This window comes from Staphylococcus caprae, assembly GCF_003966625.1.
Taxonomy (GTDB): Bacteria; Bacillota; Bacilli; order Staphylococcales; family Staphylococcaceae; genus Staphylococcus; species Staphylococcus caprae.
In genome coordinates, this window is the sequence record NZ_AP018587.1 from 1126745 (window position 1) to 1150686 (window position 23942).

Annotated in this window: 25 protein-coding genes and 2 riboswitches; of the genes, 17 read left to right on the plus strand and 8 right to left on the minus strand. The window is 32.9% G+C overall.

What is annotated here, in order from left to right:
• Nucleotides 1-67: 67 nt before the first annotated feature.
• A riboswitch (SAM riboswitch) is annotated at nucleotides 68-178 on the plus strand.
• Between the two features lie 109 nt (nucleotides 179-287).
• The 3 genes from metK to JMUB898_RS05535 all read left to right on the plus strand — a co-directional run bounded on the left by metK (nucleotide 288) and on the right by JMUB898_RS05535 (nucleotide 3491).
• Nucleotides 288-1484, plus strand: coding sequence for a methionine adenosyltransferase (gene metK / locus JMUB898_RS05525; protein ID WP_044466753.1), 1197 nt, complete (start codon nucleotides 288-290; stop codon nucleotides 1482-1484).
• 106 nt (nucleotides 1485-1590) lie between these two features.
• Entirely contained in the window at nucleotides 1591-2499 is a 909-nt protein-coding gene (locus JMUB898_RS05530; RefSeq protein WP_002443505.1) for a nuclease-related domain-containing protein, read from the plus strand.
• 155 nt (nucleotides 2500-2654) lie between these two features.
• Complete coding sequence (locus tag JMUB898_RS05535) at nucleotides 2655-3491, plus strand: aldo/keto reductase (protein WP_002443503.1); 837 nt, start codon at nucleotides 2655-2657, stop codon at nucleotides 3489-3491.
• A 276-nt stretch (nucleotides 3492-3767) separates the two neighbouring features.
• Here JMUB898_RS05535 and JMUB898_RS05540 read toward each other — a convergent pair whose 3' ends face one another.
• From JMUB898_RS05540 to JMUB898_RS05550, 3 genes are all read right to left on the minus strand, one after another.
• Nucleotides 3768-4121 carry a fluoride efflux transporter FluC gene (locus tag JMUB898_RS05540; protein ID WP_002443502.1) on the minus strand — a complete coding sequence of 118 codons (354 nt, stop codon included), beginning with the start codon at nucleotides 4119-4121 and terminating at the stop codon, nucleotides 3768-3770.
• Nucleotides 4118-4483, minus strand: a complete 366-nt coding sequence (crcB, locus tag JMUB898_RS05545; RefSeq protein ID WP_002443500.1) for a fluoride efflux transporter CrcB — start codon at nucleotides 4481-4483, stop codon at nucleotides 4118-4120. Before crcB ends, JMUB898_RS05540 begins: the two co-directional genes overlap by 4 nt.
• Nucleotides 4484-4580: 97 nt before the next feature.
• Nucleotides 4581-4889 (minus strand): hypothetical protein, encoded by a 309-nt coding sequence (locus JMUB898_RS05550; protein WP_044466752.1) that lies wholly within the window; start codon nucleotides 4887-4889, stop codon nucleotides 4581-4583.
• Between the two features lie 293 nt (nucleotides 4890-5182).
• Between JMUB898_RS05550 and JMUB898_RS05555 the strand changes: the two genes are divergently transcribed.
• Both JMUB898_RS05555 and JMUB898_RS05560 read left to right on the plus strand, forming a co-directional pair.
• The gene (locus tag JMUB898_RS05555; protein WP_126501942.1) at nucleotides 5183-5896 is read left to right on the plus strand and encodes a transaldolase; all 714 of its coding nucleotides are present in this window, start codon (nucleotides 5183-5185) and stop codon (nucleotides 5894-5896) included.
• 158 nt (nucleotides 5897-6054) lie between these two features.
• Nucleotides 6055-6498 (plus strand): hypothetical protein, encoded by a 444-nt coding sequence (locus JMUB898_RS05560; protein WP_044466751.1) that lies wholly within the window; start codon nucleotides 6055-6057, stop codon nucleotides 6496-6498.
• Here JMUB898_RS05560 and JMUB898_RS05565 read toward each other — a convergent pair.
• Both JMUB898_RS05565 and JMUB898_RS05570 read right to left on the minus strand, forming a co-directional pair.
• Entirely contained in the window at nucleotides 6485-6928 is a 444-nt protein-coding gene (locus JMUB898_RS05565) for a competence protein ComK (RefSeq protein ID WP_002443492.1), read from the minus strand. The genes JMUB898_RS05560 and JMUB898_RS05565 overlap by 14 nt on opposite strands.
• Before the next feature lie 13 nt (nucleotides 6929-6941).
• Nucleotides 6942-7418, minus strand: a complete 477-nt coding sequence (locus JMUB898_RS05570; RefSeq protein WP_002443491.1) for a sigma-70 family RNA polymerase sigma factor — start codon at nucleotides 7416-7418, stop codon at nucleotides 6942-6944.
• 208 nt (nucleotides 7419-7626) lie between these two features.
• On the opposite strand from JMUB898_RS05570, the gene JMUB898_RS05575 reads away from it, so the two are divergent.
• The 7 genes from JMUB898_RS05575 to ribH all read left to right on the plus strand — a co-directional run bounded on the left by JMUB898_RS05575 (nucleotide 7627) and on the right by ribH (nucleotide 14621).
• Nucleotides 7627-7845 carry a hypothetical protein gene (locus JMUB898_RS05575; protein WP_002443489.1) on the plus strand — a complete coding sequence of 73 codons (219 nt, stop codon included), beginning with the start codon at nucleotides 7627-7629 and terminating at the stop codon, nucleotides 7843-7845.
• 314 nt (nucleotides 7846-8159) lie between these two features.
• Nucleotides 8160-9011, plus strand: coding sequence for a peptidoglycan release complex glucosaminidase SagB (locus JMUB898_RS05580; RefSeq protein WP_002443487.1), 852 nt, complete (start codon nucleotides 8160-8162; stop codon nucleotides 9009-9011).
• A gap of 317 nt (nucleotides 9012-9328) precedes the next feature.
• A complete protein-coding gene (locus JMUB898_RS05585) occupies nucleotides 9329-10819 on the plus strand; it encodes an FAD/NAD(P)-binding protein (protein ID WP_002443485.1) in 1491 nt (496 codons plus the stop codon).
• Nucleotides 10820-10958: 139 nt separating this feature from the next.
• Nucleotides 10959-11092: riboswitch (FMN riboswitch) on the plus strand.
• Nucleotides 11093-11243: 151 nt separating this feature from the next.
• Nucleotides 11244-12287: a bifunctional diaminohydroxyphosphoribosylaminopyrimidine deaminase/5-amino-6-(5-phosphoribosylamino)uracil reductase RibD gene (gene ribD, locus JMUB898_RS05590; RefSeq protein WP_002443483.1), complete on the plus strand. Its 1044-nt coding sequence runs from the start codon at nucleotides 11244-11246 to the stop codon at nucleotides 12285-12287.
• A gap of 6 nt (nucleotides 12288-12293) precedes the next feature.
• Nucleotides 12294-12926 (plus strand): riboflavin synthase, encoded by a 633-nt coding sequence (ribE, locus tag JMUB898_RS05595; RefSeq protein WP_002443481.1) that lies wholly within the window; start codon nucleotides 12294-12296, stop codon nucleotides 12924-12926.
• Between the two features lie 11 nt (nucleotides 12927-12937).
• A complete protein-coding gene (gene ribB / locus JMUB898_RS05600) occupies nucleotides 12938-14119 on the plus strand; it encodes a 3,4-dihydroxy-2-butanone-4-phosphate synthase (RefSeq protein WP_002443479.1) in 1182 nt (393 codons plus the stop codon).
• 43 nt (nucleotides 14120-14162) lie between these two features.
• On the plus strand, nucleotides 14163-14621 hold the full coding sequence (ribH, locus tag JMUB898_RS05605) for a 6,7-dimethyl-8-ribityllumazine synthase (protein ID WP_002443477.1): 459 nt from the start codon (nucleotides 14163-14165) through the stop codon (nucleotides 14619-14621).
• A gap of 72 nt (nucleotides 14622-14693) precedes the next feature.
• Here ribH and JMUB898_RS05610 read toward each other — a convergent pair whose 3' ends face one another.
• The gene (locus JMUB898_RS05610) at nucleotides 14694-15695 is read right to left on the minus strand and encodes a proline dehydrogenase family protein (RefSeq protein ID WP_002443476.1); all 1002 of its coding nucleotides are present in this window, start codon (nucleotides 15693-15695) and stop codon (nucleotides 14694-14696) included.
• Nucleotides 15696-15942: 247 nt separating this feature from the next.
• Here JMUB898_RS05610 and JMUB898_RS05615 point away from each other — a divergent pair, with 247 nt between their 5' ends.
• Both JMUB898_RS05615 and JMUB898_RS05620 read left to right on the plus strand, forming a co-directional pair.
• On the plus strand, nucleotides 15943-16770 hold the full coding sequence (locus JMUB898_RS05615) for an alpha/beta fold hydrolase (protein WP_002443473.1): 828 nt from the start codon (nucleotides 15943-15945) through the stop codon (nucleotides 16768-16770).
• Nucleotides 16771-17333: 563 nt separating this feature from the next.
• Nucleotides 17334-17735, plus strand: coding sequence for a SarA family transcriptional regulator (locus tag JMUB898_RS05620; protein ID WP_037541517.1), 402 nt, complete (start codon nucleotides 17334-17336; stop codon nucleotides 17733-17735).
• A gap of 73 nt (nucleotides 17736-17808) precedes the next feature.
• Here JMUB898_RS05620 and JMUB898_RS05625 read toward each other — a convergent pair whose 3' ends face one another.
• Nucleotides 17809-18372, minus strand: coding sequence for a tRNA 5-(aminomethyl)-2-thiouridylate-methyltransferase MnmM (locus tag JMUB898_RS05625; RefSeq protein WP_044466750.1), 564 nt, complete (start codon nucleotides 18370-18372; stop codon nucleotides 17809-17811).
• On the minus strand, nucleotides 18369-19328 hold the full coding sequence (locus JMUB898_RS05630) for a tRNA modification radical SAM protein MnmL/YtqA (RefSeq protein ID WP_002443468.1): 960 nt from the start codon (nucleotides 19326-19328) through the stop codon (nucleotides 18369-18371). Before JMUB898_RS05630 ends, JMUB898_RS05625 begins: the two co-directional genes overlap by 4 nt.
• A 106-nt stretch (nucleotides 19329-19434) precedes the next feature.
• On the opposite strand from JMUB898_RS05630, the gene JMUB898_RS05635 reads away from it, so the two are divergent.
• The 3 genes from JMUB898_RS05635 to JMUB898_RS05645 all read left to right on the plus strand — a co-directional run bounded on the left by JMUB898_RS05635 (nucleotide 19435) and on the right by JMUB898_RS05645 (nucleotide 23701).
• On the plus strand, nucleotides 19435-20655 hold the full coding sequence (locus JMUB898_RS05635) for an MDR family MFS transporter (protein ID WP_044466749.1): 1221 nt from the start codon (nucleotides 19435-19437) through the stop codon (nucleotides 20653-20655).
• Nucleotides 20656-20948: 293 nt separating this feature from the next.
• Nucleotides 20949-23366, plus strand: a complete 2418-nt coding sequence (leuS, locus tag JMUB898_RS05640) for a leucine--tRNA ligase (protein WP_095323269.1) — start codon at nucleotides 20949-20951, stop codon at nucleotides 23364-23366.
• 23 nt (nucleotides 23367-23389) lie between these two features.
• Nucleotides 23390-23701 (plus strand): rhodanese-like domain-containing protein, encoded by a 312-nt coding sequence (locus JMUB898_RS05645; protein WP_002443464.1) that lies wholly within the window; start codon nucleotides 23390-23392, stop codon nucleotides 23699-23701.
• Nucleotides 23702-23942 lie beyond the last annotated feature (241 nt).

The following is a 23942-nucleotide window of genomic DNA, read 5'->3' on the forward strand; positions in this document are numbered from 1 at the left end:
AAGCTATAGAGCGAAATCATAAATTGACATTAAACTATGAATTCGGTAGTATTAATTTTAACGGATTCTCTTATCCTGAGTGGTGGAGGGACATGGACCCAACGAAACCCAGCAACCTCTTTTTAGTAAAGAAAGGTGCCAAACCGTTTGCAGACATATATCGTCTGAACGATAAGAGCGAATGGACGTTTAAGAGCCTTCTCTCTATCTTGATAGTGTAGAAGGCTCTTTTATTTAGCTCACACATAAAAGAGAATTTTCGTAATCAATATATAAAGGAGCAAAACATGACTTATAATAAACGATTATTTACTTCAGAATCAGTCACTGAAGGTCATCCCGATAAGATTGCAGACCAAGTATCTGATGCCATTCTTGATGAAATTCTTAAAGATGATCCTAATGCACGTGTTGCATGTGAGACAACAGTAACCACAGGTATGGCACTTATTTCTGGTGAAATTTCAACTTCTACATACGTAGATATTCCAAAAGTAGTTCGCGAAACAATAAAAAATATTGGCTACACAAGAGCTAAATATGGATACGATTACCAAACAATGGCTGTATTAACAGCAATTGATGAACAATCTCCAGATATCGCACAAGGTGTAGATAAAGCGCTAGAATATCGTAATGAAATTTCTGAAGAAGAAATAGAAGCTACTGGTGCAGGAGATCAAGGTTTGATGTTCGGTTACGCTACAAATGAGACGGATACTTACATGCCACTTCCAATCTTCTTATCACATCAACTTGCTAAACGCTTATCCGATGTACGTAAAGATGAAATTTTAAATTACTTACGTCCTGATGGTAAAGTTCAAGTAACTGTAGAATATGATGAGAATGATCAACCTAAACGCATTGATACCATCGTTGTATCTACTCAACATGCAGAAGATACAGAACTTAAACAAATTGAAGCGGATATTAAAAAACACGTCATTTATCCAACAGTATCTGAAGATCTATTAGATGAAGAAACGAAATTCTTTATTAATCCTACTGGACGATTTGTGATTGGTGGACCACAAGGTGATGCTGGTTTAACAGGACGTAAAATCATTGTTGATACGTATGGTGGTTATGCTCGCCACGGCGGCGGTTGCTTCAGTGGTAAAGATCCTACTAAAGTAGACCGTTCTGCTGCATATGCTGCAAGATACGTAGCTAAGAACATTGTAGCTGCAGAATTAGCTGATCAATGTGAGGTACAATTAGCGTATGCCATAGGTGTTGCAGAACCTGTGTCAATTTCTATTGATACGTTTGGTACAGGTAAAGTTTCAGAAGCTGAATTAGTAGAGGCAGTTAGAAATCACTTCGATTTAAGACCAGCAGGAATTATTAAAATGTTAGATTTAAAACAACCTATTTATAAACAAACTGCTGCTTATGGTCATTTTGGTCGTACAGATGTTTTACTACCATGGGAAAAGTTAGACAAAGTGAATTTACTTAAAGATGCGGTTGAAGCATAACCATTGCTTTCAATTGAGTGAAAGGAAATATCAATTAAATGTCGATAAATTGAGTGTTTTCTATTATAATGGAAGTTATTGAAATGGTTAAAGGAGCGTTGTTGTGATGAGTTTATCTTCACCGATAGTTATAGGCTTAATCGTTGCAATTGTTGTGGCAATTCTTTTCTTTATTCTCTTTTTAGTTGCAATTAGCAGTAAAAAGAAAATTAAAAATCAAACAGAAGCCCAATATAAAGAAAAAGAGCAACATTTGAAAGAATCTCATGAAGAAGCCTTAGAAAAAGAAAGAGTAGAAAATAAAAAGGCTGTCACTAAACAAAAAGAAGATTTTGATGCGACAGTAAATAGTAAAGATAGAGAAATTGATGCATTAAAGCTATTTTCTAAGAATCAAAGTGAATACGTTACAGATATGAGATTAATTGGCATTCGTGAACGACTTGTCAATGAGAAAAGAATTCGTCCCGAAGATATGCACATCATGGCGAATATCTTTTTACCAAGTAATGAATTTAACAATATAGAGCGTATCAGTCATTTAGTATTAACTAGAACAGGATTATATATCATTGACTCTCAACTATTGAAAGGGCATGTATATAATGGTATTAGTGGCGCTCAATTCAAAGAGTTGCCAACCATGTCACAAGTGTTCCAAACACTTGATTTAGATCAATCAAGTCCACAAACATTAGTTTTAGATCAAAATGAGGATCAAAAATCATTGTCATTTGTGAATTACTCTGAAAAGATTCAACAAATTCAAACTCTTGCGGGTGATTTACAAAGTGAGTTAAATACGAAATATACGCCAACATCAATTTTATACTTCAATCCTAAAGATGAAGGCGATGTGACAATTTCTAATTACGCACAATCATCGAATGTCAAAGTGCTTGTAGGTCCTGAACAACTAGATGAATTCTTTAATAAGTTTGTCTTCCACGGACGTATTCAGTACAATGTTGATGATTTACAAACAATTATGGATAAAATCGAATCATTTAATTAAAGCATACAAACGTAAGGAATAGATTTTCTTACGTTTGTATTTTTTTGTTAGAAAAGGGTATAAAGACATTGAGAAACCATGATGAGTTAACATTTTTTACATCAAAAAATGAAGATAGTAACATGTACATCATAGCTTAATAAGGAGTGAGCGTAATGGAAACAATTCAATTTTATAATGGAAGGGAAATGCCTAAGGTAGGATTAGGTACTTATAGAGTTGAGAACAGTGATGAATGTAAGGATGCAGTTAAGCATGCGATTGAAAGTGGATATAGAAGTATAGATACAGCCAGAATATATGGGAATGAAGAAATGGTCGGACAAGGGATTAATGAGGGGCTAGAATCGACAGGTTTAAATCGTGAGGATTTATTTATTACGTCTAAATTGTGGCTTGAAGATTATGGTCGTGCGAATGTAGACCAAGCTTATAATCATTCAATCCAGCGCCTAGGCTTAGATTATTTAGATTTATACTTAATGCACTGGCCGGGGACAAATGAAGCTGTCATGATAGATACTTGGCAAGGTATGGAAGACTTGTATAAGGAAAGTAAGGTTAAAAATATTGGAGTGAGTAACTTTACTCCAGAAAATTTTGAAGCTTTACTTGCGCAAGTTTCTATTAAACCTGTCATTAATCAAGTTGAATTTCATCCTTATTTAATTCAAAAAGAGTTACGTCAATATTTAGAAGCGCAAAGCATTGTAATGGAATCTTGGTCACCATTAATGAATGCGCAAATTTTAGAAGATGAAACAATTAATGATATTGCTAATGAGATAGGGAAATCACCTGCACAGGTCATCATAAGATGGAATGTACAACATGGCGTTGTGGTGATACCAAAATCTGTAACGCCTAGTCGTATAGAAGAAAATTTAAACGTCTTTGACTTTGAATTATCTGATGCTCATATGGAAAGAATTGATCAATTGAATAAAGATGAAAGAATGGGACCTCATCCAGCTGATTATAACGGACATTAATTTATAAACGATTCCAACATCTGATGAGATTTGCTCGTTATGGGTGCAAATCGATAAAACGCGATAGTATAAAATAAGCTCTAAGACATTTTTGTTAATGTATTGTCTCCTTAAAGTTGAGTAACATTCCAACTTTGAAGAGATATAGAACATTTCAGAATTTGTCTTAGAGCTATTATTTTAGTATTTAATCTTAATTTTCATGGATATGATTGGTTTCATACGAAATGAATACATATCATTGATTGGAAATTGGGCGATGCATTACCTTTAATATTAAATGTGAAAGCCGAGATAACAAGCGATAAAGCCAATTAAAAATTGTAGTAATGAATAACCAATAAAATGACCTAATTTAAATTTAGGTGTAAGAAAATGAACCAGCTCGTTTGAAAGTGTGGAAAAAGTAGTTAAACCACCAAGTACACCTGTAATAAAGAAAGGTGAAATCCAATGATGAGAAATTGAAATCCCCATTATAATTCCTATTAAAAAGCTACCAATGATATTGACGATAGGTGTTGCGATTGGGATTGTTGAATTAAATTTACGATTACAAATATCTGTAACAAGTGCACGTAACACTGCTCCAATACCTCCGCCAAGCATAACAAGAAGTATAGCAATCATGATAGACGACCTCCAACTTTAACGCCTAGATAACAAAGTACAATTCCTAAAATGTAACTTGTTAATCCATAAGTGAAGAGCATGATAAAATGCTGCTGATCAAATAGATGTACAAGTTCAAATTGAAAAGTAGAAAAAGTAGTTAATGCGCCTAGGAAACCAGTGGTAATTGCCTTTTTAATGAGGGGATATCTCTGAAATAGAGAAATTGCTAAGGTACCAATCAATCCCATTAAAAATGCGCCTGTAAGGTTGGCTATCAATGTGCCAATCGGTAATGATGATCCTTCATTGAATATAGAGAGGCCATAACGCAAAAGTGCGCCAAACGCACCACCAATAAATACATATAAATATTGCATCGCAAATCACCTTAATATAAATTTGATATCTTTTTAACCATTTTCATAAAAGTCATTATCTTCACAATAACTATTAGATTTAGCTATAAAGTCGTTACTATTTAAAAATAAAACCAAAAGTATGTAACGAAGATAGGATATGAAAAATAATAACAATAAAAATGATTAACGGTAAGAGTCTACTCGCTACTTTAATCCAATCTGTGCTTTCTCTAGAATGTTTAATTGATTTATCTGCAAAAATGATAGATAAAATTAAAATAATAATATTTACTAGTGTTGTAGCAACCATTATTTTCATAAATGAATTGAAAATATGACTTAATAAAGTATTATTAGTGTTAAAAAAGAAACTAATAATAATCATTAGCAAACTCAAGTAAAAGTATTTTTTTGAACGTGCCATATGTTGCCTCCTTGATTAACATCATTACAATATACTATCACATTTTAAGAAGATGAGAATAGTAAAACTCATTTTATTACAATAAACTTATTTGATGCACTTTTTTATAAAATGCGATTTCTAGGCAAATTATTCGCTTACATCATTTACGCATGTTATAAATATGATATAAAGTTTTTATGACTCAACGTGATAATAAGAATTCTATTTACTTTGTAAGTATACATATAGATATGAGTTTCATTTACATATAGATTATCGTTTTGAGCGTAATGTTTAGGAGGAATAGCGAAATGGCGAAATTAAATGTAGAAGTTTTTGCGGATGGCGCAGACATCGAAGAAATGAAGGCAGCATACGCTAATAAACAAGTTGATGGATTTACTACGAATCCTAGTTTAATAGCTAAAGCAGGTGTTAGAGATTATAAAACATTTGCTGAAGAAGCGGTTAAAGCAATTCCAGATGCATCCATTTCATTTGAAGTCTTTGCAGATGATTTAGAAACAATGGAAAAAGAAGCAGAAATATTAAAACAATATGGTGATAATGTATTCGTTAAAATACCAATTGTTACGACAAAAGGGGAGTCCACTCTTCCACTAATTAAGAAATTATCTGCGAACAATGTGAGATTAAACGTTACTGCTGTTTATACAATTGAACAAGTTAAAGCTATTACAGACGCTGTTACAGAGGGGGTCCCAACTTATGTATCTGTATTTGCCGGTAGAATTGCAGATACAGGGGTAGATCCACTTCCTTTAATGAAAGAATCAGTTGAAGTGACACATAGTAAAAAAGGCGTAAAATTACTTTGGGCTAGCTGTCGTGAAGTGATTAACGTGATACAAGCTGACGAAATCGGTGCAGATATCATCACATGCCCTGCTGACGTCGTAAAGAAAGTTAACACGAACTTAGGACGTGACATCGAAGAACTTTCAGTGGATACTGTTAAAGGATTTGCGAAAGATATTCAAAGTTCAGGACTTTCTATTCTTTAAAATATTTGATAAAAATACGGAAAAGCAATCGAGTGTGAATTTAACTGTCTCGATTGCTTTTTTAATTTGTAGAGTCAATTAAGTGATAATTGAAACCTTTTTATAATTAATATATGATTTATAGAAAATGAGAAATATTGAGGAGCGAACTCCAAAAAATGAACAAAAATAAATTCACAGAAAAAGTTCAGAAACAATTATGGTTCTTAAATAGAAAAGAAAAGGACCAATTGAAGCAAAAATTAAATGCTTTAGATGAAAATCAAAATGTTGATTTTAATAAACCGATTAAATTCTCTAATCAATATTTAAAGGACTTTGTATTCAAGGAGAAAACAACGTCTTCTGGAAAGATATTCATGTTGCTTATTGGGATTGTATTGGCTTATGCAGTCTTATTAGGATTATTTTTATTAGGTTTAATTACAAGTTTAGCTGCGGTGCATTATTTTATAAATCCTAAAGTAGCATTATCTAGTATTGTTGTAGTGCTCATTATTGTGGTGGCGATTATAATAATGATTCTAAGTCTGTATTTGATTAAAATAGCTACCGCATTGTTTACGAAGAAATTACTCGAATTGAAGTTTAATAGAAGCTAGTTTTTTCTATGATTTGTCCGAGGGCGAGGCTTTCTTGCCATTTTTTAGTGACTAGGGTATAAGGTGTATCAATATTAAGTGTTGTTGAATTTTCAAAAATAATGATTGTAGCATTAACAGAAGAATGAATACCTATGATTTTACGTGCGTTAATAAAATACTTTATTGACGCGCGTTTTTGCGTAATTGGAAATAAAATCGTGTCGTTATCTATAAAGATAGGGATAAGCTTATTAATGTTTAGAACTCTTTTAGCTCGTGCATTTTGGACTTGTAAAGAGGTGTGATTGAGTTCGAGAATATAATTTATCAATTTATGAGGAGGAAAAGGTAAAGTCATCTCAAAATTTGCGTATTGAATATCTGTAGCTATATTCGTTGAGATAGCAGTTTTTAAATAGAGGAGATTATACGTAGATAGTGATTTCATGATGTTCATTCCTTTATAAATAATTAAATTTGCTTAAACATTTATGTCGAGTATGGGCTTTTATTTTTTTAATTGTTGTTTTTGATAAATGCATGATTTGTGCAATTTCATATTGTTTGTAGCCTTGAAGGTGTAATGAGAGCCAGCGTTTTTCTTGGGAATTAAGATGAAGTGTAATATCTTCTAAATGTAAATTGAAATCGTTGAGGACAGTTGAGGGTTCTTGAAAAGATTCTGTTGTATAGGTGGAACCCATCATTTCCATTCTATAACTTTCTTTTCTAAAAATGTCGATTAAATAATACTTTAATCTAACGAAAAGATATGTGTGTAGCACTGAAGCCTTTTGATTGTCATAGTCTAAAATGAGTTCCCACATTTTAATAAGTAAGAGTTGATAAAATTCATCATAATTATAAGTGATTTGATTGCTTTTTAACAAATGATGAATGATTTTGTTATATTTTTCGTAAGCTAGGTCAAATTCCATGTTGTGTACTCCTATTTATGTACATAAATGTTATTTCCGGATAAATAGAAGTTAACTTAAATTATAAAAATTATCATTTGCGTAATTTTCAAATAAGGTGTTAAATAGTAACCATAGACTTAATAAAACTAAAATATTTAACATGAAAAAGACTGTAAAATAACAATTCGACATAAATAAATTCTGATAAATATTAAGGGAGGTAAACATGGATTACGCACACTTAAACTTAGAACACTTTTTCGCACGTAATGATGATTTAGATGTGATTAGAGATCGTTCTGATTTCGTAATGATTAACAACTTTACGAATGAAATGAAATATCGTGATGGGGAGATCGAGGGAACGATTGATTTAAATCAATATTATTATAAAAATCGTTCTCAAGCAGCAAGCTTCATCATGATGGAATATAAAAAATCATAATCTAATCGTAATAAAATCGAGGTAACTTATCGTCATTAAATGATATTCTGAACTTTAGTTTCACTGTTTATAGAAACAATTGATAGACTGATTTCTACATTATATATGTTGATAGAAATGCATGTTTAAAGGACTATTATTAATGATGATCAAGTAAGACCTCTATTTTTATATAAAGTTTCAATTTTATTACTTTTTATTTATGAATTTGTAACAATACTAATATAAAATTGTGAATCCGAATCAATAATGTTAAACTTTATTATCGTAATGAAATTGAATAGTTTAACAACAATGACCTAAGAGGTGTGAATATGATTAAGCACAAAAAGGGCTCTATTATTTCTATAATAGGACTACTTATAGTATTCGTTGTTGCTGCTTTTATTTTCTTTTCAATGATTTCTGATCAAATTTTCTTTAAACATGTGAAATCACAAGAGAAAGTAGTTAAGTTGGATAAAACTTTAGATAAAGCAGCAAAGAAACAAATACATAATTATACGAGCCAACAAGTATCTAATAAGAATAACAATGCTTGGCGAGATGCATCTGATACTGAAATCAAAACAGCAATGGATAGTAGTAAATTCATTGATAATGACAAACAAAAATATCAATTTTTAGATTTATCAAAATACCAAGGTATCGATAAAAATAGAATTAAACGTATGTTGTTTGATAGACCAGTTTTATTAGAACATACTGATGACTTTATTAATGCAGCGAAAGCCAAACATGTGAATGAAGTTTACCTTATTTCTCACGCGCTTTTAGAGACTGGGGCAGCGAAAAGTGAACTTGCAAAAGGTGTAGAAATAGACGGTAAGAAATACTATAACTTCTACGGTGTAGGCGCGTTAGATAGTGATCCTATCAAAACGGGAGCTCAATACGCTAAAAAACATGGTTGGGATACACCTCAAAAAGCCATTTACGGCGGAGCGGATTTCATTCATAAACATTTCTTGTCACATGAAGACCAAGATACGTTATATAGTATGAGATGGAACCCTAAAAATCCTGGTGAACACCAGTACGCAACAGATATTAAATGGGCAGAAAGTAATGCCAGTATCATTGCTGATTTCTATAAAAACATGAAAACTGAAGGTAAATACTTCAAGTTATATGTTTATAAAGATGACAAAGAACATCAAAAGTAAACGATGAAATGAATAAAGCATCACTATTAAGATAAGTTAACCTTGATAGTGATGCTTTTTCTAATTCATGTCGAATATGCATTATAAATGAGAAAATTATTTAGCTTTATTTTTGTTAGTGAACCATGCGAATAAAACAATAAATACGATAATGATTTTAGTAATTAATTTCATATTTTCACCTCAGTAAAATGATTTTAGCATATCTTTTAAAGATTAAAAGTAGTTAGATAAGGATATGTTAATAGGGAGTCAATGTTTAGATCGTTTAAACACATTCATAAAAGAAGCGAATACATAGATAGAAGGTTGATAAAATGCGTGTAGCAATTATTGGGATGGGAACAGCTGGCGTGAGTGTCTTGCGACAACTCGTTAAACATGAAGAATTCTCAAAATTAAAAGTAGATGTTTATGATGATGAAAAAAATATGGGACAAGGCGTTCCGTTTCAAAATGATAGTAGTGAATTATTAATTAATATGCCATCCAAAAAGATGAGTTTAAATTTAGATGATGATGAAGAATTCTGGAAATGGTATCAAAACCAAAATGATTTTGAATTTCAAAACCCACAATATCTACCAAGATTTGTTTTTGGTCATTATATGAAATCATATTTATCACAATATGACGAGCAATATGAGAATTTAACAATTATTAATGATAAAGTACAGGAAATATTTACTAATTCCGATGTGGATGATACAAAATTGAAGTATTATGTCTGTACATGTGAAGATGATAAGGAATGGAGAGAGTATGACTATTTATTTTTAACATTCGGGACCTTTAGCTACCATGATCCTTATCATTTAAAAGGTAAAAAAGGATTTATTAAAACACCATATCCTACATATAATACATTAGACGATGTGGAAGATTCAGATAGAATCGCTATTGTAGGAACTGGATTGGCAAGTTTAGATGTTGTGAGATATGTTACAGCGCATCACCCTAATTTACCTATAACGATGACAAGTCGCTCAGCGTCTTTGCCTAGTGTAAGAGGGAAGATGATAGACATTCAATTCACGCATTTAACGAAAGACCATTTTAATGGTATTAAGGAAAATCATTACGGGAATGTTCCATTGGATCAAGCAGTAGCATTGTTCTTGAAAGAGTGTGAGGATTATGGCATTGATTTTCAAAAATTAATCCATCGTCGTACTGGAAATCACATTCAAGATTTGAAGTATGATTTAGAGCATGAAACTGAAATGGGGATATTCCAAAGTATTATCGAATATTTGAAAGAAAATTTAAATTGGATTTGGAATAGTTTAAGTGTTAAAGACCAAGAGGAATTTAATCGTAAATATACTAAGATGATACAATTGAACTCAAATCCAATGCCACCTCGAACAGCGAAGTTATTAATTCAATTAATTCAAAAAGGTGAGCTTGAAATTAAAAAGAATTTACATGATGTGCAACACAAAAATAATCAATTCTACTTGACGTTTAATGATGATTCACAGCGCACTGAAGCCTTTGATATTGTCATCAACGCAACAGGATCTAAGACACACTTAGAACAGTTAGATGAAGATGATCAATTAGTGTTGAATCTTGAAAATCGACAAATCGTACAACGTCATCCGATGGGTGGAATTCAAATTATTCCTGAAACCAATCAAGTGATTAGTCCACGATATGGTACTTTGACAAATGTGATTGCAATTGGACAAATGACGAACGGTGTCAATAAACTTCGAAATGGGGTTAAAATGATTGTTGATCAAGTGGTCAATACAGTATCTCAATTATATTTAACTCAAAAAGAAATGGATAAAAAAGAGTAGAACCATTTACAAAGTATAAAATTTCACAATTAATTGAGCTTGATTAAAGCGACTAAATTGAGTTTTCAAAATAATTATAGTACCATTTAACTTGTAGTAATAAACTACAATCACTCAATTAACCAATAACAATTTCATAGCATTCTTTCGGGGCAGGGTGTAATTCCCAACCGGCAGTAAATTAAGCCTGCGACCTGCTAACACATAATGTTAGTGGCTGATCTAGTGAGAATCTAGAGCCGACAGTTAAAGTCTGGATGGGAGAAAGAATAACAACTATCGACAAACACTAAAAAAGTGTAACGATAAGCCAATTTGTATCAGTATGTCTTCTGACATGCAAATCGGCTTATTTAAAGATATACAAGTCTCCTTATGCCTTTTACATTGGTATAAGGTTTTTTTATTTTATTGAGGTGATAAATTGAGTCGATTTATGAATTATGCCATTCAACTTGCACAAATGGTTGATGGCCAAACAGGTATAAATCCACCAGTAGGATCTGTTGTAGTTAAGGATGGTAGAATCGTTGGTTTAGGAGCTCATCTGAAGAAGGGTGACAAGCATGCGGAAGTTCAAGCGTTGGATATGGCTGGACAAGCTGCAAAAGATGCTACGATTTACGTCTCTTTAGAACCGTGTACGCATCATGGTTCAACACCACCATGTGTTGATAAAATTATCGAATTTGGTATTAAAAAAGTCATATATGCGATAAAAGACACGACGTTAGTTTCTAAAGGTGATGAAATTCTGAAAGAAGCAGGTATTGAAGTTGAATTTCAATTCAATGAAGATGCTGCTGAACTTTATAAAGATTTCTTTCCAGCTAAAAGGAAGGGCATACCTGAATTAACTGTTAAAGTTTCATCAAGTCTCGATGGCAAACAAGCCACTGATTTAGATGAAAGTAAATGGATTACAAATAAAGAAGTTAAAGAAGATGTGTATCGACTGCGTCATGAACATGATGCGGTAGTAACTGGTCGAAAAACAATCGAAGCAGACGATCCCTTATATACGACAAGGGTGCCAGATGGCAAAAATCCGATAAGGGTGATTCTATCGAAAACGGGAGATATCAATTTTGAACATCAGTTATTTAAAGATACAACTTCACAAATTTGGATTTATACTGAAAATGAAAAATTAAAAAATAACGATAAACATATAGAAATCATAAACATGCAAGAATGCGAAACGACAGAAATATTAAAAGATTTATATCGCAGAGGTATTGGCAAGCTGCTAGTCGAGGCAGGACCAAATATTACATCACAATTTCTCCAATCTGATCATTTAAATGAACTTATTCTCTATTTAGCCCCGAAATTAATAGGTGGTTCAGGTAAACATCAATTTTTCAAAACGGATGAAGTCATTGATTTACCAGAAGCTACGCAATTTGAAATTGTTTATTCCAAGTTAATTAATCAAAATATTAAATTGAAACTACGAAAGAAGTGAATAGGCATGTTTACAGGTATCGTTGAAGAAATTGGTACCGTTAAACAAGTTCACACCCAACAGTCAGTAAGAACATTAGAAATTAGTGCTAAACAAATTTTAGAAGATATGCATATTGGCGATTCTATAAGCGTCAACGGTGCATGTTTAACTGTCATTGATTTCAATGATTCAACTTTTTCTGTACAGGTGATTAAAGGTACGGAAAATAAAACCTACTTAGCTGACGTACAACGACATTCTGAAGTCAACCTTGAAAGAGCCATGAGTGGTAAGGGTAGATTCGGAGGACATTTTGTCTTAGGTCATGTGGATGAACTTGGAACAATTTCTAAAATTAATGAAACAGCTAACTCAAAAATCATTTCAATTAAAACTTCGAAAAATATATTGAATCAAATGGTAAAACAAGGTTCTATCACTGTCGATGGAGTCAGTTTAACAGTATTTGATCTTCATGAAACGACCTTTGATATTCATCTTATTCCTGAGACACGAAAGTCAACGATATTATCAGGAAAGAAAGTAGGCGATGCTGTTCATTTAGAAACAGACGTCCTTTTCAAATATGTAGAGAATATCATGAATAATAAGAAGAGCGAACTTACTGAAGATAAATTACGTGCATTTGGTTTTTAGGAGGAATTCACATGCAATTTGACAATATTGAGTTGGCTATAGAAGCTTTAAAAAATGGTGAAAGCATTATTGTAGTTGACGATGAGGATAGAGAAAATGAAGGAGATTTAGTCGCTATTACTGAATGGATGGCTGATGATACGATTAACTTTATGGCAAAAGAAGGACGAGGTCTTATATGTGCACCAATTGATCGTTCAATTGCGCGTCGTCTAGAATTAAATGCGATGGAAAGAAATAATACTGACGTATATGGCACTCATTTTACTGTAAGTGTAGATCATAAAACAACGACTACTGGCATTAGCGCGAATGAGCGCATGTTAACTGCAAGAGCATTGATAGATGACAATGCAAGTGCGACAGATTTCAATCGTCCTGGACATTTATTTCCATTGATTGCTAAAGACAATGGTGTATTAGAACGTAATGGTCATACTGAAGCGGCTGTCGATTTAGCCAAATTATCGGGGGCACGACCTGCTGGCGTCATTTGTGAAATAATGAATGATGATGGCACAATGGCTAAAGGCAATGATTTACAAACGTTTAAGGAACGCCATAATTTGAAAATGATTACGATTGAAAGTTTGATTGCGTATCGTAAACAAACGGAGTCTCATGTTGAATTGAATGCTAAAGTTAACATGCCTACGGATTTAGGTACATTTGATATGTATGGCTTCACTACTGATTTGAGTGATGAAGAAATTGTAGTCATTGCTAAAGGAGATATCCGCAGAAATGAAAATGTTCGTATTCACTCTGCATGTTTAACGGGCGATATTTTCCATAGTCAAAGATGTGATTGTGGCGCTCAACTTGAAGCATCAATGAAATATATTGATGAGAACGGCGGTATGATTATTTATCTTCCACAAGAAGGTCGTGGTATTGGGTTGATGAACAAATTACGTGCTTATGAACTCATTGAAAAAGGATACGATACAGTTACTGCGAATCTTGCTTTAGGTTTTGATGAAGATTTAAGAGATTATAATATAGCGGCTCAAATATTGAAATACTTTAATATTGAAAAGATTAAATTACTCAGTAATAATCCTAAGAAATTTGAAGGATTAAAAGAGTATGGTATTAACATTGAAGATAGAATTGAATTAATTGTTCCTGAAACTGAACATAATCATAGCTATATGGAAACGAAGAAGAGAAAAATGGGACACTTGATTTAAGTGACTATATAACAAACCGAACAAACGAGGAGGAAATTCAATCATGAATTTTGAAGGTAAATTAGTTGGTAAAAATTTAAAAATTGCTATTGTGGTAAGCAGATTTAATGATTTTATTACTGGACGTCTATTAGAAGGTGCGAAAGACACGTTAATTCGTCATGAAGTTGAATCGGATCAAATTGATGTAGCGTATGTACCTGGTGCATTTGAAATACCATTAGTTGCTAAGAAATTAGCTCAAAAAGGGGAATATGATGCGGTCATTACACTTGGTTGTGTAATCAGAGGTGCTACGTCTCACTATGATTATGTATGTAATGAAGTCGCTAAAGGTGTATCTAAGGCGAATGATGTTTCTGATGTACCAGTCATCTTTGGTATATTAACAACTGAAAGTATTGAACAAGCTGTTGAGCGAGCAGGTACTAAAGCAGGGAACAAAGGTTCAGAAGCTGCTGTAAGTGCAATTGAAATGGCTAATTTAATTAAACAAATATAGACAAAGCAATACGGCACGAAGAAGTTATCATGGCGGGTGCGTCGACTTCTTCGTGCCGTTTGGTTTGTTACCTTAACGCTTGAGTAGTTGTGTTGCTATGGCGAGGGTGCTGGCGACGCCTGCAGCGATGCCTCCGTAAAGGCCTACCTTTTTTAAAACTTTAGGGTTAGTAAATTCTTTAAAAGCAAGTGATAAATTTTGAGGTCTTTCAGCTAATCTTCTCATAAAGTATGCAAACCAATCATCACCGTATGGTACATAAACTGTAAAATGGTAACCCTCGTTAGCGATAGATTGTGCTAATTCAGAACGGAAACCATATAACATTTGGAATTCCATTTGGTCTTTTTCGATATGATTTTTCTTCATAAATTGTTTAACATGATTAATAATTTGATCATCATGTGTAGCAATAGATGTATAATTACGTGCATTTAATAAACGTTTCTCGATTATACGAATGTAATTTGCATCAATCTCTTCTTTAGTTTGGTATGCGATAGTTTCATTTTCTTTATACGCACCTTTAACTAAACGTAAGCGAAGATCGGGATACTTCTCTATTAAATCTTCAGCTTCATAAAGATATGCTTGTACTACAGTTCCAACATTTCTAAATTCACCTTTAAGTCTATCTAATACCTGTTGAATTTGTTGCAAACTGTCGTATTTTTCAGTATCTATGTTAATATGCATTTTGTCACATTCGTCTGCTTTGAGAAGTATTTCTCGCATATTTTCATAGGCAAGATCTAAATCAAATTCACTACCTAATTGACTTATCTTAACAGACATATGCGCCTCAACATCATAAAATTGTATTGCTTCGATAATTTCTAAAATTTGTTGTTTAGCATGCAAACTTTCTTCTCTAGTACCAACAAATTCACCTAAACAATCTACTGTCACAGCGATTTTATATTCATTTAAATATTGAATAGTTTCTATTAATTCAGGAATTGTATTTCCTGCTACAACTTTATTTGCGCCCATTCTTGGACCTACTTTTTTAGCGGTTTCGTTTAAATAAGTATTGTTAGATAATGCAATAAAGAAATCTCTAAAAAGTGACATATGTAATACCTCCCTTTGCAATGAAACATTTATGTTTAAAAATAGTGTATCACGAAACTTATATATGAGAAAGCGTTTACATAATGCGATAAAACAATATTTGGGTATAATTATACTTTTATTTTTATGTGAGATTTGTATCGTTTAATTGATTTTTAATTGAAAATAAGGCTATAAATGGTAATCAATATGTTCGTTTTGCTATAATTGTACTATTAAAGAATAAATAAAAAGGGGCAGTCTTAGAATGTGGAAATGGGAAACAGAAAATGATGCTAAAGGCATTGTGGTCATTGCTCATAATATTTTAGAACATACCGGACGATATGCGTACGTTATTACCATGCTTAGAAGAAATGGTTATCACGTTATCATGGGAGACTTGCCTGGACAAGGACAAACATCTCGCGCAAATAAAGGACAAATTGAGGATTTTAATACATATCATGAGCATTTTGTAGAATGGATAAAAATTGCCAATGAATATAAACTTCCTACTTTTGTATTAGGTGTTGGTTTAGGTGGATTAATCATATTAAATCTTTTAGAAAAAGTAGACCTACCAATTGAGGGGATGATGTTAATGTCCCCAATGTTAGAACTTCGCAAATCTGGTAAGGATCGTAAAAATAAGATTATATCTAATCTAGGTAAAATGTCTAAAGATACACGTTTTAAAGTTGGTATTACGACGCAAGATTTAACACGTAATGAGGAAATTATTGAAGAAACTGACAATGATGGATTAATGCTAAAGAAAGTGACTTATCGTTGGTATAATTTAATCGTTGAGAAGATGAAAGAAACAATGGATCATATTAAAGATATTAAACCATTACCTTCATTAATCATGTACGGTACAGAAGATAAAATTGTAGATACCGATGTCATTATTGAATTAAAAGATAAATTAGCTACAAATGAACTATACTTTAAATCTTGGGAAGGGTTATATCATGAAATTCAAAATGAACCCGAAAGAGACCAAGTGATGAGATATGTATTAACTTTCTTAAACAATAGTGTAAATACAATGGGATTTGTTGTCGAAGAGGAAGAAATTGAAGATATTTAAATTTTGAGGGAGTGAGACATAATTAAATGTATCAGCCTTCTTTAACATATTGGCAGTAGATGTCTGAATTGAAAGTGCGCTTATATCAAGCTTCTTTCAATCCTAGCCATCCTTGCCGGGGTGGGACAACGAAAATAATTTTGCTAAATTATATTTCTGTTCCACTCCCTTTTTTATTCATAACCACTTCATAAATAGAAATGATTGTTATAAAACAATATTACATTTAAAACTTTTATAGAAATAAATCACAAAAACGTTGCATTTTAATTGTGAACTTGATATATTTTGTTTATATAAATAATATAATTTTAATATGTATTTGGACTAGGGGATGACGTAAAATTATATTATTAATGTTAAAAATTTTCATGCTTTTTATATCTAATTTTCCTAGTCTGCATTGCTTTAAATAGTCTAAATTGATTTTAAATTAACTCGTTCAATTTAATAATTGGGAATGATTCAATCGTTTTTAAATTAGCCGGTGGTAAGTGTAAATTTGGGGAGCCGGTTAACTTAGAAAAATATTTAACAGTTATTTTATTTGGGAGATGTTAATTTTGGCTAAAAGTGAAAAAGATAGAGTTCATGGAATTTTGCAATTAGAAGCGTTACTTAAAGACATTAACTCCATTTTTGATGCAATCAAAAAAGAGTATAATATGTCTAAGGAAGAAATTTTAATTTTGCTCACTCTTTGGGAAGAGGGTTCAATGACACTTAAAGAAATGGATGATTTTGTTCATATCAAACCTTATAAGCGTACACGTACTTATAATAATTTGGTTAATCTTGAATGGATATATAAAGAAAGACCTCAAGATGATGAACGTACAGTAATCATTCATTTTAATGAAAAGCTCAGTAAGAAAAAGCAAGACTTACTTAACTTTATTGGTCAATCCATAGGTAGTAAATCTGAACCAATGCAAATGAGTTTAAAATCAATTTTAGCTGTTTAACCTGTCTTATAATTATTTATTAAAAAAGATCTTATTCCTTCTTACAAAAAGAGGGGATAAGATCTTTAACTTTTTAATTTCGTTTTTCGATTGCACATAAGAAAGGTGCATGGTTTTTCTGATTAATAAATTGATATTGTAATATGTGTGCTTGATGTTGATCAAATTGACTTAAATAATCAATTAAAGCATCTCTTTCAATTTTACCTTCTTCATGACCGTGATAAATAACGAGAATAATAATTCCCTCTACACTCAATACTTCAAAGATACTTTCAATCGCTTTAATAGTAGTCTTAGGTTGAGTCACAATGGCTTTATTACCTTTAGGTAAGTAACCTAAATTAAATATTGCCGCATCAATTTTACCAATATGTTCTTTTGAAATATGTTTTTTAATATTTTCGTGACCATCGAGAATTAATTTAACATTTTCGAAACCGTCAATTTTCAATCTTGTATTGTCTATTGCTTCTTGTTGAATATCAAATCCATAAACGAAACCACGCTCAACTTTACTTGCTAAATAATAAGTATCGTTGCCATTACCACAAGTGGCATCTATCACTATGCTTTCATCGTTAATATGGCTATCTATTAGTGACTTTGAAAAGGGAAGAATGCGTTCTAATTTCATGATTGAACCTTTTGTTTTTGTTCGTATTTTTTACCTTGGTATGAGCCTCTACGTTCTAATTCGTTATCAATTTCATTTAAAACTTCCCATTTATTTACACTCCACATTGGACCAACCATTAAATCAATAGGTCCATCTCCAGTGATACGATGTACTATCATTTCGGGAGGAATCACTTCAAGTTGGTCACATACTAATTGCGTATAGTCATCTTGACTCATAAACTCTAGCATTCCTTTTTCATATTGTTTAACCATTGGTGTCCCTTTTAATAGGTGAAGTAAATGAATTTTAATACCTTGAACATCCATTTGTGCAACTTCTTTAGCAGTTTCCATCATCATGTCATAGTCCTCACCTGGTAAACCATTAATGATATGCGTACATACGTTAATATTATGCTTTCTTAATTTAGCTACACCTTCGTAATACGTTTGCATATCATGTGCACGATTAATTAAGTCAGAAGTAGTTTGATGAACAGTTTGTAAGCCTAACTCAACCCATAGATACGTTCGTTCATTTAATTCTGCTAAATATTCAACAACATCATCAGGTAAACAGTCAGGACGGGTTGCAATAGATAAACCGACGACACCTTCTTCTTTAAGTACTGGTTCATATTTTTCCTTAAGCACTTCTACAGGTGCGTGTGTGTTTGTGAAGGCTTGGAAGTAGGCAATGTATTGTCCTTCACTCCATTTTTCATGCATACGTGATTTAATTTGTTGGAATTGCACTTCTATTGGATCAGCTCTGTTACCTGCGAAGTCGCCACTTCCTGCAGCTGAGCAAAATGTACAACCACCATGAGCAACAGTGCCATCTCTATTAGGGCAGTCAAAACCACCATCAAGCGCCACCTTAAATATTTTTTGTCCAAATTTATTTTTTAAATGATAATTCCATGTGTGATATCGTTTATTTTCAAAAGCATACGGGAAATAATTACCCATAATACATTTTCCTTTCTATTTTAGTTCTAAGTACAGATTTTAACATATTTTAGTGTTATAGTGTCTATTATAGATTGAGAAAAACATAAAGAGAGGGACTCAAGATATGAATATACCTAAATCAGTTTGGTGGCTAGTTATAGGCATGGCCTTAAATATCACTGGCGCCAGTTTTTTGTGGCCTTTAAACACTATTTATATGAAGGAAGAACTTCATAAGAGTCTCACAATAGCTGGTATCGTCTTAATGATTAATTCATTTGGTATGGTCGTCGGTAACTTATTAGGGGGCACCTTATTTGATAAACTAGGTGGCTATAAAACTATTTTAATAGGTACGTTTACATGTTTGTGCAGTACCACACTATTAAATCTATTTCACGGTTGGCCTTGGTATGCAGTTTGGCTTGTGTTACTAGGTTTTGGTGGCGGTATGATTGTCCCGGCAATTTATGCGATGGCCGGAGCAGTATGGCCAAATGGGGGACGTCAAACATTTAATGCCATTTATTTAGCGCAAAACATCGGTGTTGCTGCGGGTGCGGCACTAGGTGGATTTGTAGCGGAATTTAGCTTTAATTATATTTTCTTAGCTAATTTAGTGATGTATGTGTTATTCGCGCTTGTTGCGATTACGCAATTTAATTTAGAAATTCATGCGAAGGTAAAACATCAAGATGCGATTGATTTAAAAAGTAAGGAAAGTAAAAAACGTTTTACAGCAATGATGCTCATATGTGCCATGTTTGCGATTTGTTGGATAGCCTATATTCAATGGGAGACAACAATTGCATCATTTACGCAATCAATAAATATTTCGATGTCACAATACAGTGTACTATGGACAATTAACGGCATAATGATTCTTGTAGCACAGCCTTTAATTAGACCTATAATTGTTATATTAAGAGGAAACTTAAAACATCAAATGTTTGTTGGTATTTTTATTTTTATGAGTTCATTCTTAGTTACAAGTTTCGCACATCATTTTGCTATATTTGTTGTCGGAATGGTTATTCTTACTTTTGGTGAAATGTTTGTATGGCCTGCAGTACCTACAATCGCAAATAAACTTGCGCCTGAAGGGAAACAGGGACAATATCAAGGATTTGTAAACTCTGCTTCAACAGTAGGTAAAGCTTTTGGTCCGTTTATTGGTGGTGTACTTGTAGACACACTTAATATGAGTATGATGTTTATCGGTATGATTGTCTTATTATGTGTGGGCCTCATTTTCCTAAGTATCTTTGATAGAGGTTTGCCTAAAGATGACAATGAATCCCAAACACCTCGAAGACCTAGAAGAAAATCGAATGCTACGAAATAATACGCATTGATTATAAATAATAGGCCTTAACTACTTGCAATAATGGCTTTTATAACATAATATTAAAAATGTATAGATAGAAGTATTTAGAGGCTTTTCTACAGAGAACTAGTAAAGGTGAGAACTAGTGTTAAGGACTAAATGACTTACAATAATTTAATGAATTGAATGAGACATCTCTAACTATTAGAATGAAGTGCGCTATCTTAGCGAATAAGGGTGGTAACGCGGCAGTATCGTCGTCCCTTTAAATCCAATAGTAGAGGTGTCTTTTTTATGAAATAGGAGGAAATGTGTTGAATTACAATCACAAGGAAATTGAAAAGAAATGGCAAGATTACTGGGCAGAGAACAAGACATTTAAAACAAGTGACAATTTAGGTCAAAAGAAATTTTACGCGTTAGACATGTTTCCTTATCCATCTGGAGCTGGATTGCACGTAGGTCATCCAGAAGGTTATACAGCAACGGATATTATTTCTCGTTATAAACGTATGCAAGGATACAATGTTTTACATCCGATGGGGTGGGATGCATTTGGATTACCTGCAGAACAATACGCATTAGATACTGGTAATGATCCTAGAGAATTTACTAAGAAAAATGTACAAACATTTAAACGCCAAATCCAAGAATTAGGATTTAGTTACGATTGGGATAGAGAAGTTAATACGACAGACCCTGAGTATTACAAGTGGACACAATGGATTTTTATTCAACTTTATAATAAAGGTTTAGCATATGTAGATGAAGTTGCAGTTAACTGGTGTCCGGCATTAGGTACAGTTCTATCAAACGAAGAAGTGGTAGATGGTGTATCAGAACGTGGTGGACATCCTGTATATCGTAAACCTATGAAACAATGGGTCCTTAAAATTACAGAATATGCAGATCGTTTATTAGAAGATTTAGACGAATTAGATTGGCCAGAGTCAATTAAGGATATGCAACGAAATTGGATTGGCCGTTCTGAAGGGGCGAAAGTTTCATTTAATGTAGATGGTACAGATGATGAAATTGACGTATTCACAACACGTCCAGATACAATCTTCGGCACTACTTTCCTTGTGTTAAGCCCTGAGCATTCACTTGTAAATAAAATTACATCTAGTGATAAACTAGAAGAAGTCAAAGCTTACCAAGAAGAAGCATCTAAAAAATCAGACTTAGAACGAACAGATTTAGCAAAAGGTAAAACAGGCGTATTCACAGGTGCATATGCAATTAATCCACTTTCTGGTCAAAAATTACCAATATGGATTGCGGACTATGTATTATCAACATACGGTACAGGCGCTGTGATGGCTGTTCCAGGACATGATGAACGTGACCATGAATTTGCTAAGAAATTTGACTTACCAATTATTGAAGTGATTGAAGGTGGAGACGTTCAATTAGAAGCATACACTGGTGAGGGTAAACATGTTAATTCAGGTGAACTTGACGGTCTTGAAAATGAAGCAGCCATTAGTAAAGCAATTGAATTACTAGAAGCAAAAGGCGCGGGTGAGAAAAAAGTAAATTACAAACTTCGCGACTGGTTATTTAGTAGACAACGTTATTGGGGTGAACCAATTCCAATTATTCATTGGGAAGATGGTTCAATGACAACAGTACCAGAGGAAGACCTACCATTATTACTTCCTGAAACGGACGAAATTAAACCTTCAGGAACTGGTGAATCACCACTAGCAAATATTGATGACTTTGTTAATGTCGTTGATGAGAAAACTGGCATGAAAGGTCGTCGTGAAACTAATACAATGCCACAATGGGCAGGAAGTTGTTGGTACTATTTACGTTACATCGACCCAGATAATGAAAAGATGATTGCGGATCCTGAAAAGCTAAAACATTGGTTGCCAGTTGATTTATATATAGGTGGAGTTGAACACGCAGTACTTCATTTATTATATGCAAGATTCTGGCATAAAGTGTTATACGATTTAGGCGTGGTACCTACAAAAGAGCCATTCCAAAAACTATATAACCAAGGTATGATTCTTGGCGAAGGAAACGAAAAAATGAGCAAATCTAAAGGAAACGTAATTAACCCTGATGATATCGTTTCTTCACATGGTGCAGACACATTACGTTTATACGAAATGTTTATGGGACCTTTAGATGCTGCCATCGCTTGGAGCGAAAATGGTTTAGATGGTTCAAGAAGATTCCTTGATCGCGTATGGAGACTCATCGTAACTGAGGATGGCACATTAAATAATAAGATTGTTGACTCTAACGATAAATCATTAGATAAAGTTTATAATCAAACAGTTAAGAAAGTGACTGAAGATTTTAATGCATTAAGCTTTAATACTGCCATTAGTCAATTAATGGTATTTATCAATGATTGTTATAAAGCTAACGAGATTTATAAACCTTATATCGAAGGTTTCGTGAAAATGTTAGCACCTATCGCACCACATATTGGTGAAGAATTGTGGAGCAAGTTAGGACATAATGAAACAATTACGTATCAACCTTGGCCTACATTTGATGAAAGTTTACTTGTAGATGAAGAAGTGGAAATTGTCGTTCAAGTCAACGGTAAAGTACGCGCTAAATTAAACATTCCTAAAGATTTATCTAAAGAAGAAATGCAAGATTTAGCCTTAGTTAATGATAATGTTAAAGCGAGCATTGAAGGTAAAGAGATCAAAAAAGTGATTGCTGTGCCTCAAAAATTAGTTAATATCGTTGCTAAATAATATAGATAAAGGAGAGATTCAAAATGGAATCAATTACAGTAGATGAATTAAAGAAAAAAATATTAGATTCAAATCCGGTGAATATTGTAGATGTTCGCACAAATGAAGAAACAGCGCTTGGCGTGATTCCTGGAGCTAAACTGATTCCAATGGATGAAATTCCACATCATATCAATGATTTCAATAAAGATGAAACATACTACATTATTTGTGCAGCAGGTTCACGTAGTGCAAGAGTAGTACAATATTTAGAAGAACAAGATATTCATGCAGTAAATGTTGAAGGCGGCATGAATGAATGGGGAGACGAAGGTACTGTAATCGATAGTATTTAAGTCTTTAACAATGATTTAATTATTTAGGGAGTGGGACAGAAATATAATTTAGCAAAATTATTTTCGTTGTTCCTCTCCCAACTTGCATTGTTTGTAGAATTTCTTAAAAAGAAATTCTCTATGTTGGGGCCCCGCCGGCAAGGATGGCTAGGATTGAAAGAAGCTTGATATAAGCGCACTTTCAATTCAGACATCTACTGCCAATATGTTAAAGAAAGCTGAGACAATTAATTATGTCCCA

What these genes read in the sequence shown, in the direction of transcription:
- JMUB898_RS05560 (WP_044466751.1), top strand. Translation starts at nt 6,055, where the DNA reads ATGAACAAAAATAAATTCACAGAAAAAGTTCAGAAACAATTATGGTTC.
- JMUB898_RS05535 (WP_002443503.1), top strand. Translation starts at nt 2,655, where the DNA reads ATGGAAACAATTCAATTTTATAATGGAAGGGAAATGCCTAAGGTAGGA.
- JMUB898_RS05610 (WP_002443476.1), bottom strand. Translation starts at nt 15,695, where the DNA reads ATGTCACTTTTTAGAGATTTCTTTATTGCATTATCTAACAATACTTAT.
- JMUB898_RS05565 (WP_002443492.1), bottom strand. Translation starts at nt 6,928, where the DNA reads ATGAAATCACTATCTACGTATAATCTCCTCTATTTAAAAACTGCTATC.
- JMUB898_RS05630 (WP_002443468.1), bottom strand. Translation starts at nt 19,328, where the DNA reads ATGGGTAATTATTTCCCGTATGCTTTTGAAAATAAACGATATCACACA.
- JMUB898_RS05645 (WP_002443464.1), top strand. Translation starts at nt 23,390, where the DNA reads ATGGAATCAATTACAGTAGATGAATTAAAGAAAAAAATATTAGATTCA.
- ribE (WP_002443481.1), top strand. Translation starts at nt 12,294, where the DNA reads ATGTTTACAGGTATCGTTGAAGAAATTGGTACCGTTAAACAAGTTCAC.
- ribB (WP_002443479.1), top strand. Translation starts at nt 12,938, where the DNA reads ATGCAATTTGACAATATTGAGTTGGCTATAGAAGCTTTAAAAAATGGT.
- JMUB898_RS05530 (WP_002443505.1), top strand. Translation starts at nt 1,591, where the DNA reads ATGAGTTTATCTTCACCGATAGTTATAGGCTTAATCGTTGCAATTGTT.
- JMUB898_RS05625 (WP_044466750.1), bottom strand. Translation starts at nt 18,372, where the DNA reads ATGAAATTAGAACGCATTCTTCCCTTTTCAAAGTCACTAATAGATAGC.
- JMUB898_RS05575 (WP_002443489.1), top strand. Translation starts at nt 7,627, where the DNA reads ATGGATTACGCACACTTAAACTTAGAACACTTTTTCGCACGTAATGAT.
- JMUB898_RS05585 (WP_002443485.1), top strand. Translation starts at nt 9,329, where the DNA reads ATGCGTGTAGCAATTATTGGGATGGGAACAGCTGGCGTGAGTGTCTTG.
- JMUB898_RS05540 (WP_002443502.1), bottom strand. Translation starts at nt 4,121, where the DNA reads ATGATTGCTATACTTCTTGTTATGCTTGGCGGAGGTATTGGAGCAGTG.
- JMUB898_RS05555 (WP_126501942.1), top strand. Translation starts at nt 5,183, where the DNA reads ATGGCGAAATTAAATGTAGAAGTTTTTGCGGATGGCGCAGACATCGAA.
- JMUB898_RS05550 (WP_044466752.1), bottom strand. Translation starts at nt 4,889, where the DNA reads ATGGCACGTTCAAAAAAATACTTTTACTTGAGTTTGCTAATGATTATT.
- crcB (WP_002443500.1), bottom strand. Translation starts at nt 4,483, where the DNA reads ATGCAATATTTATATGTATTTATTGGTGGTGCGTTTGGCGCACTTTTG.
- JMUB898_RS05580 (WP_002443487.1), top strand. Translation starts at nt 8,160, where the DNA reads ATGATTAAGCACAAAAAGGGCTCTATTATTTCTATAATAGGACTACTT.
- JMUB898_RS05615 (WP_002443473.1), top strand. Translation starts at nt 15,943, where the DNA reads ATGTGGAAATGGGAAACAGAAAATGATGCTAAAGGCATTGTGGTCATT.
- metK (WP_044466753.1), top strand. Translation starts at nt 288, where the DNA reads ATGACTTATAATAAACGATTATTTACTTCAGAATCAGTCACTGAAGGT.
- JMUB898_RS05570 (WP_002443491.1), bottom strand. Translation starts at nt 7,418, where the DNA reads ATGGAATTTGACCTAGCTTACGAAAAATATAACAAAATCATTCATCAT.
- JMUB898_RS05635 (WP_044466749.1), top strand. Translation starts at nt 19,435, where the DNA reads ATGAATATACCTAAATCAGTTTGGTGGCTAGTTATAGGCATGGCCTTA.
- ribH (WP_002443477.1), top strand. Translation starts at nt 14,163, where the DNA reads ATGAATTTTGAAGGTAAATTAGTTGGTAAAAATTTAAAAATTGCTATT.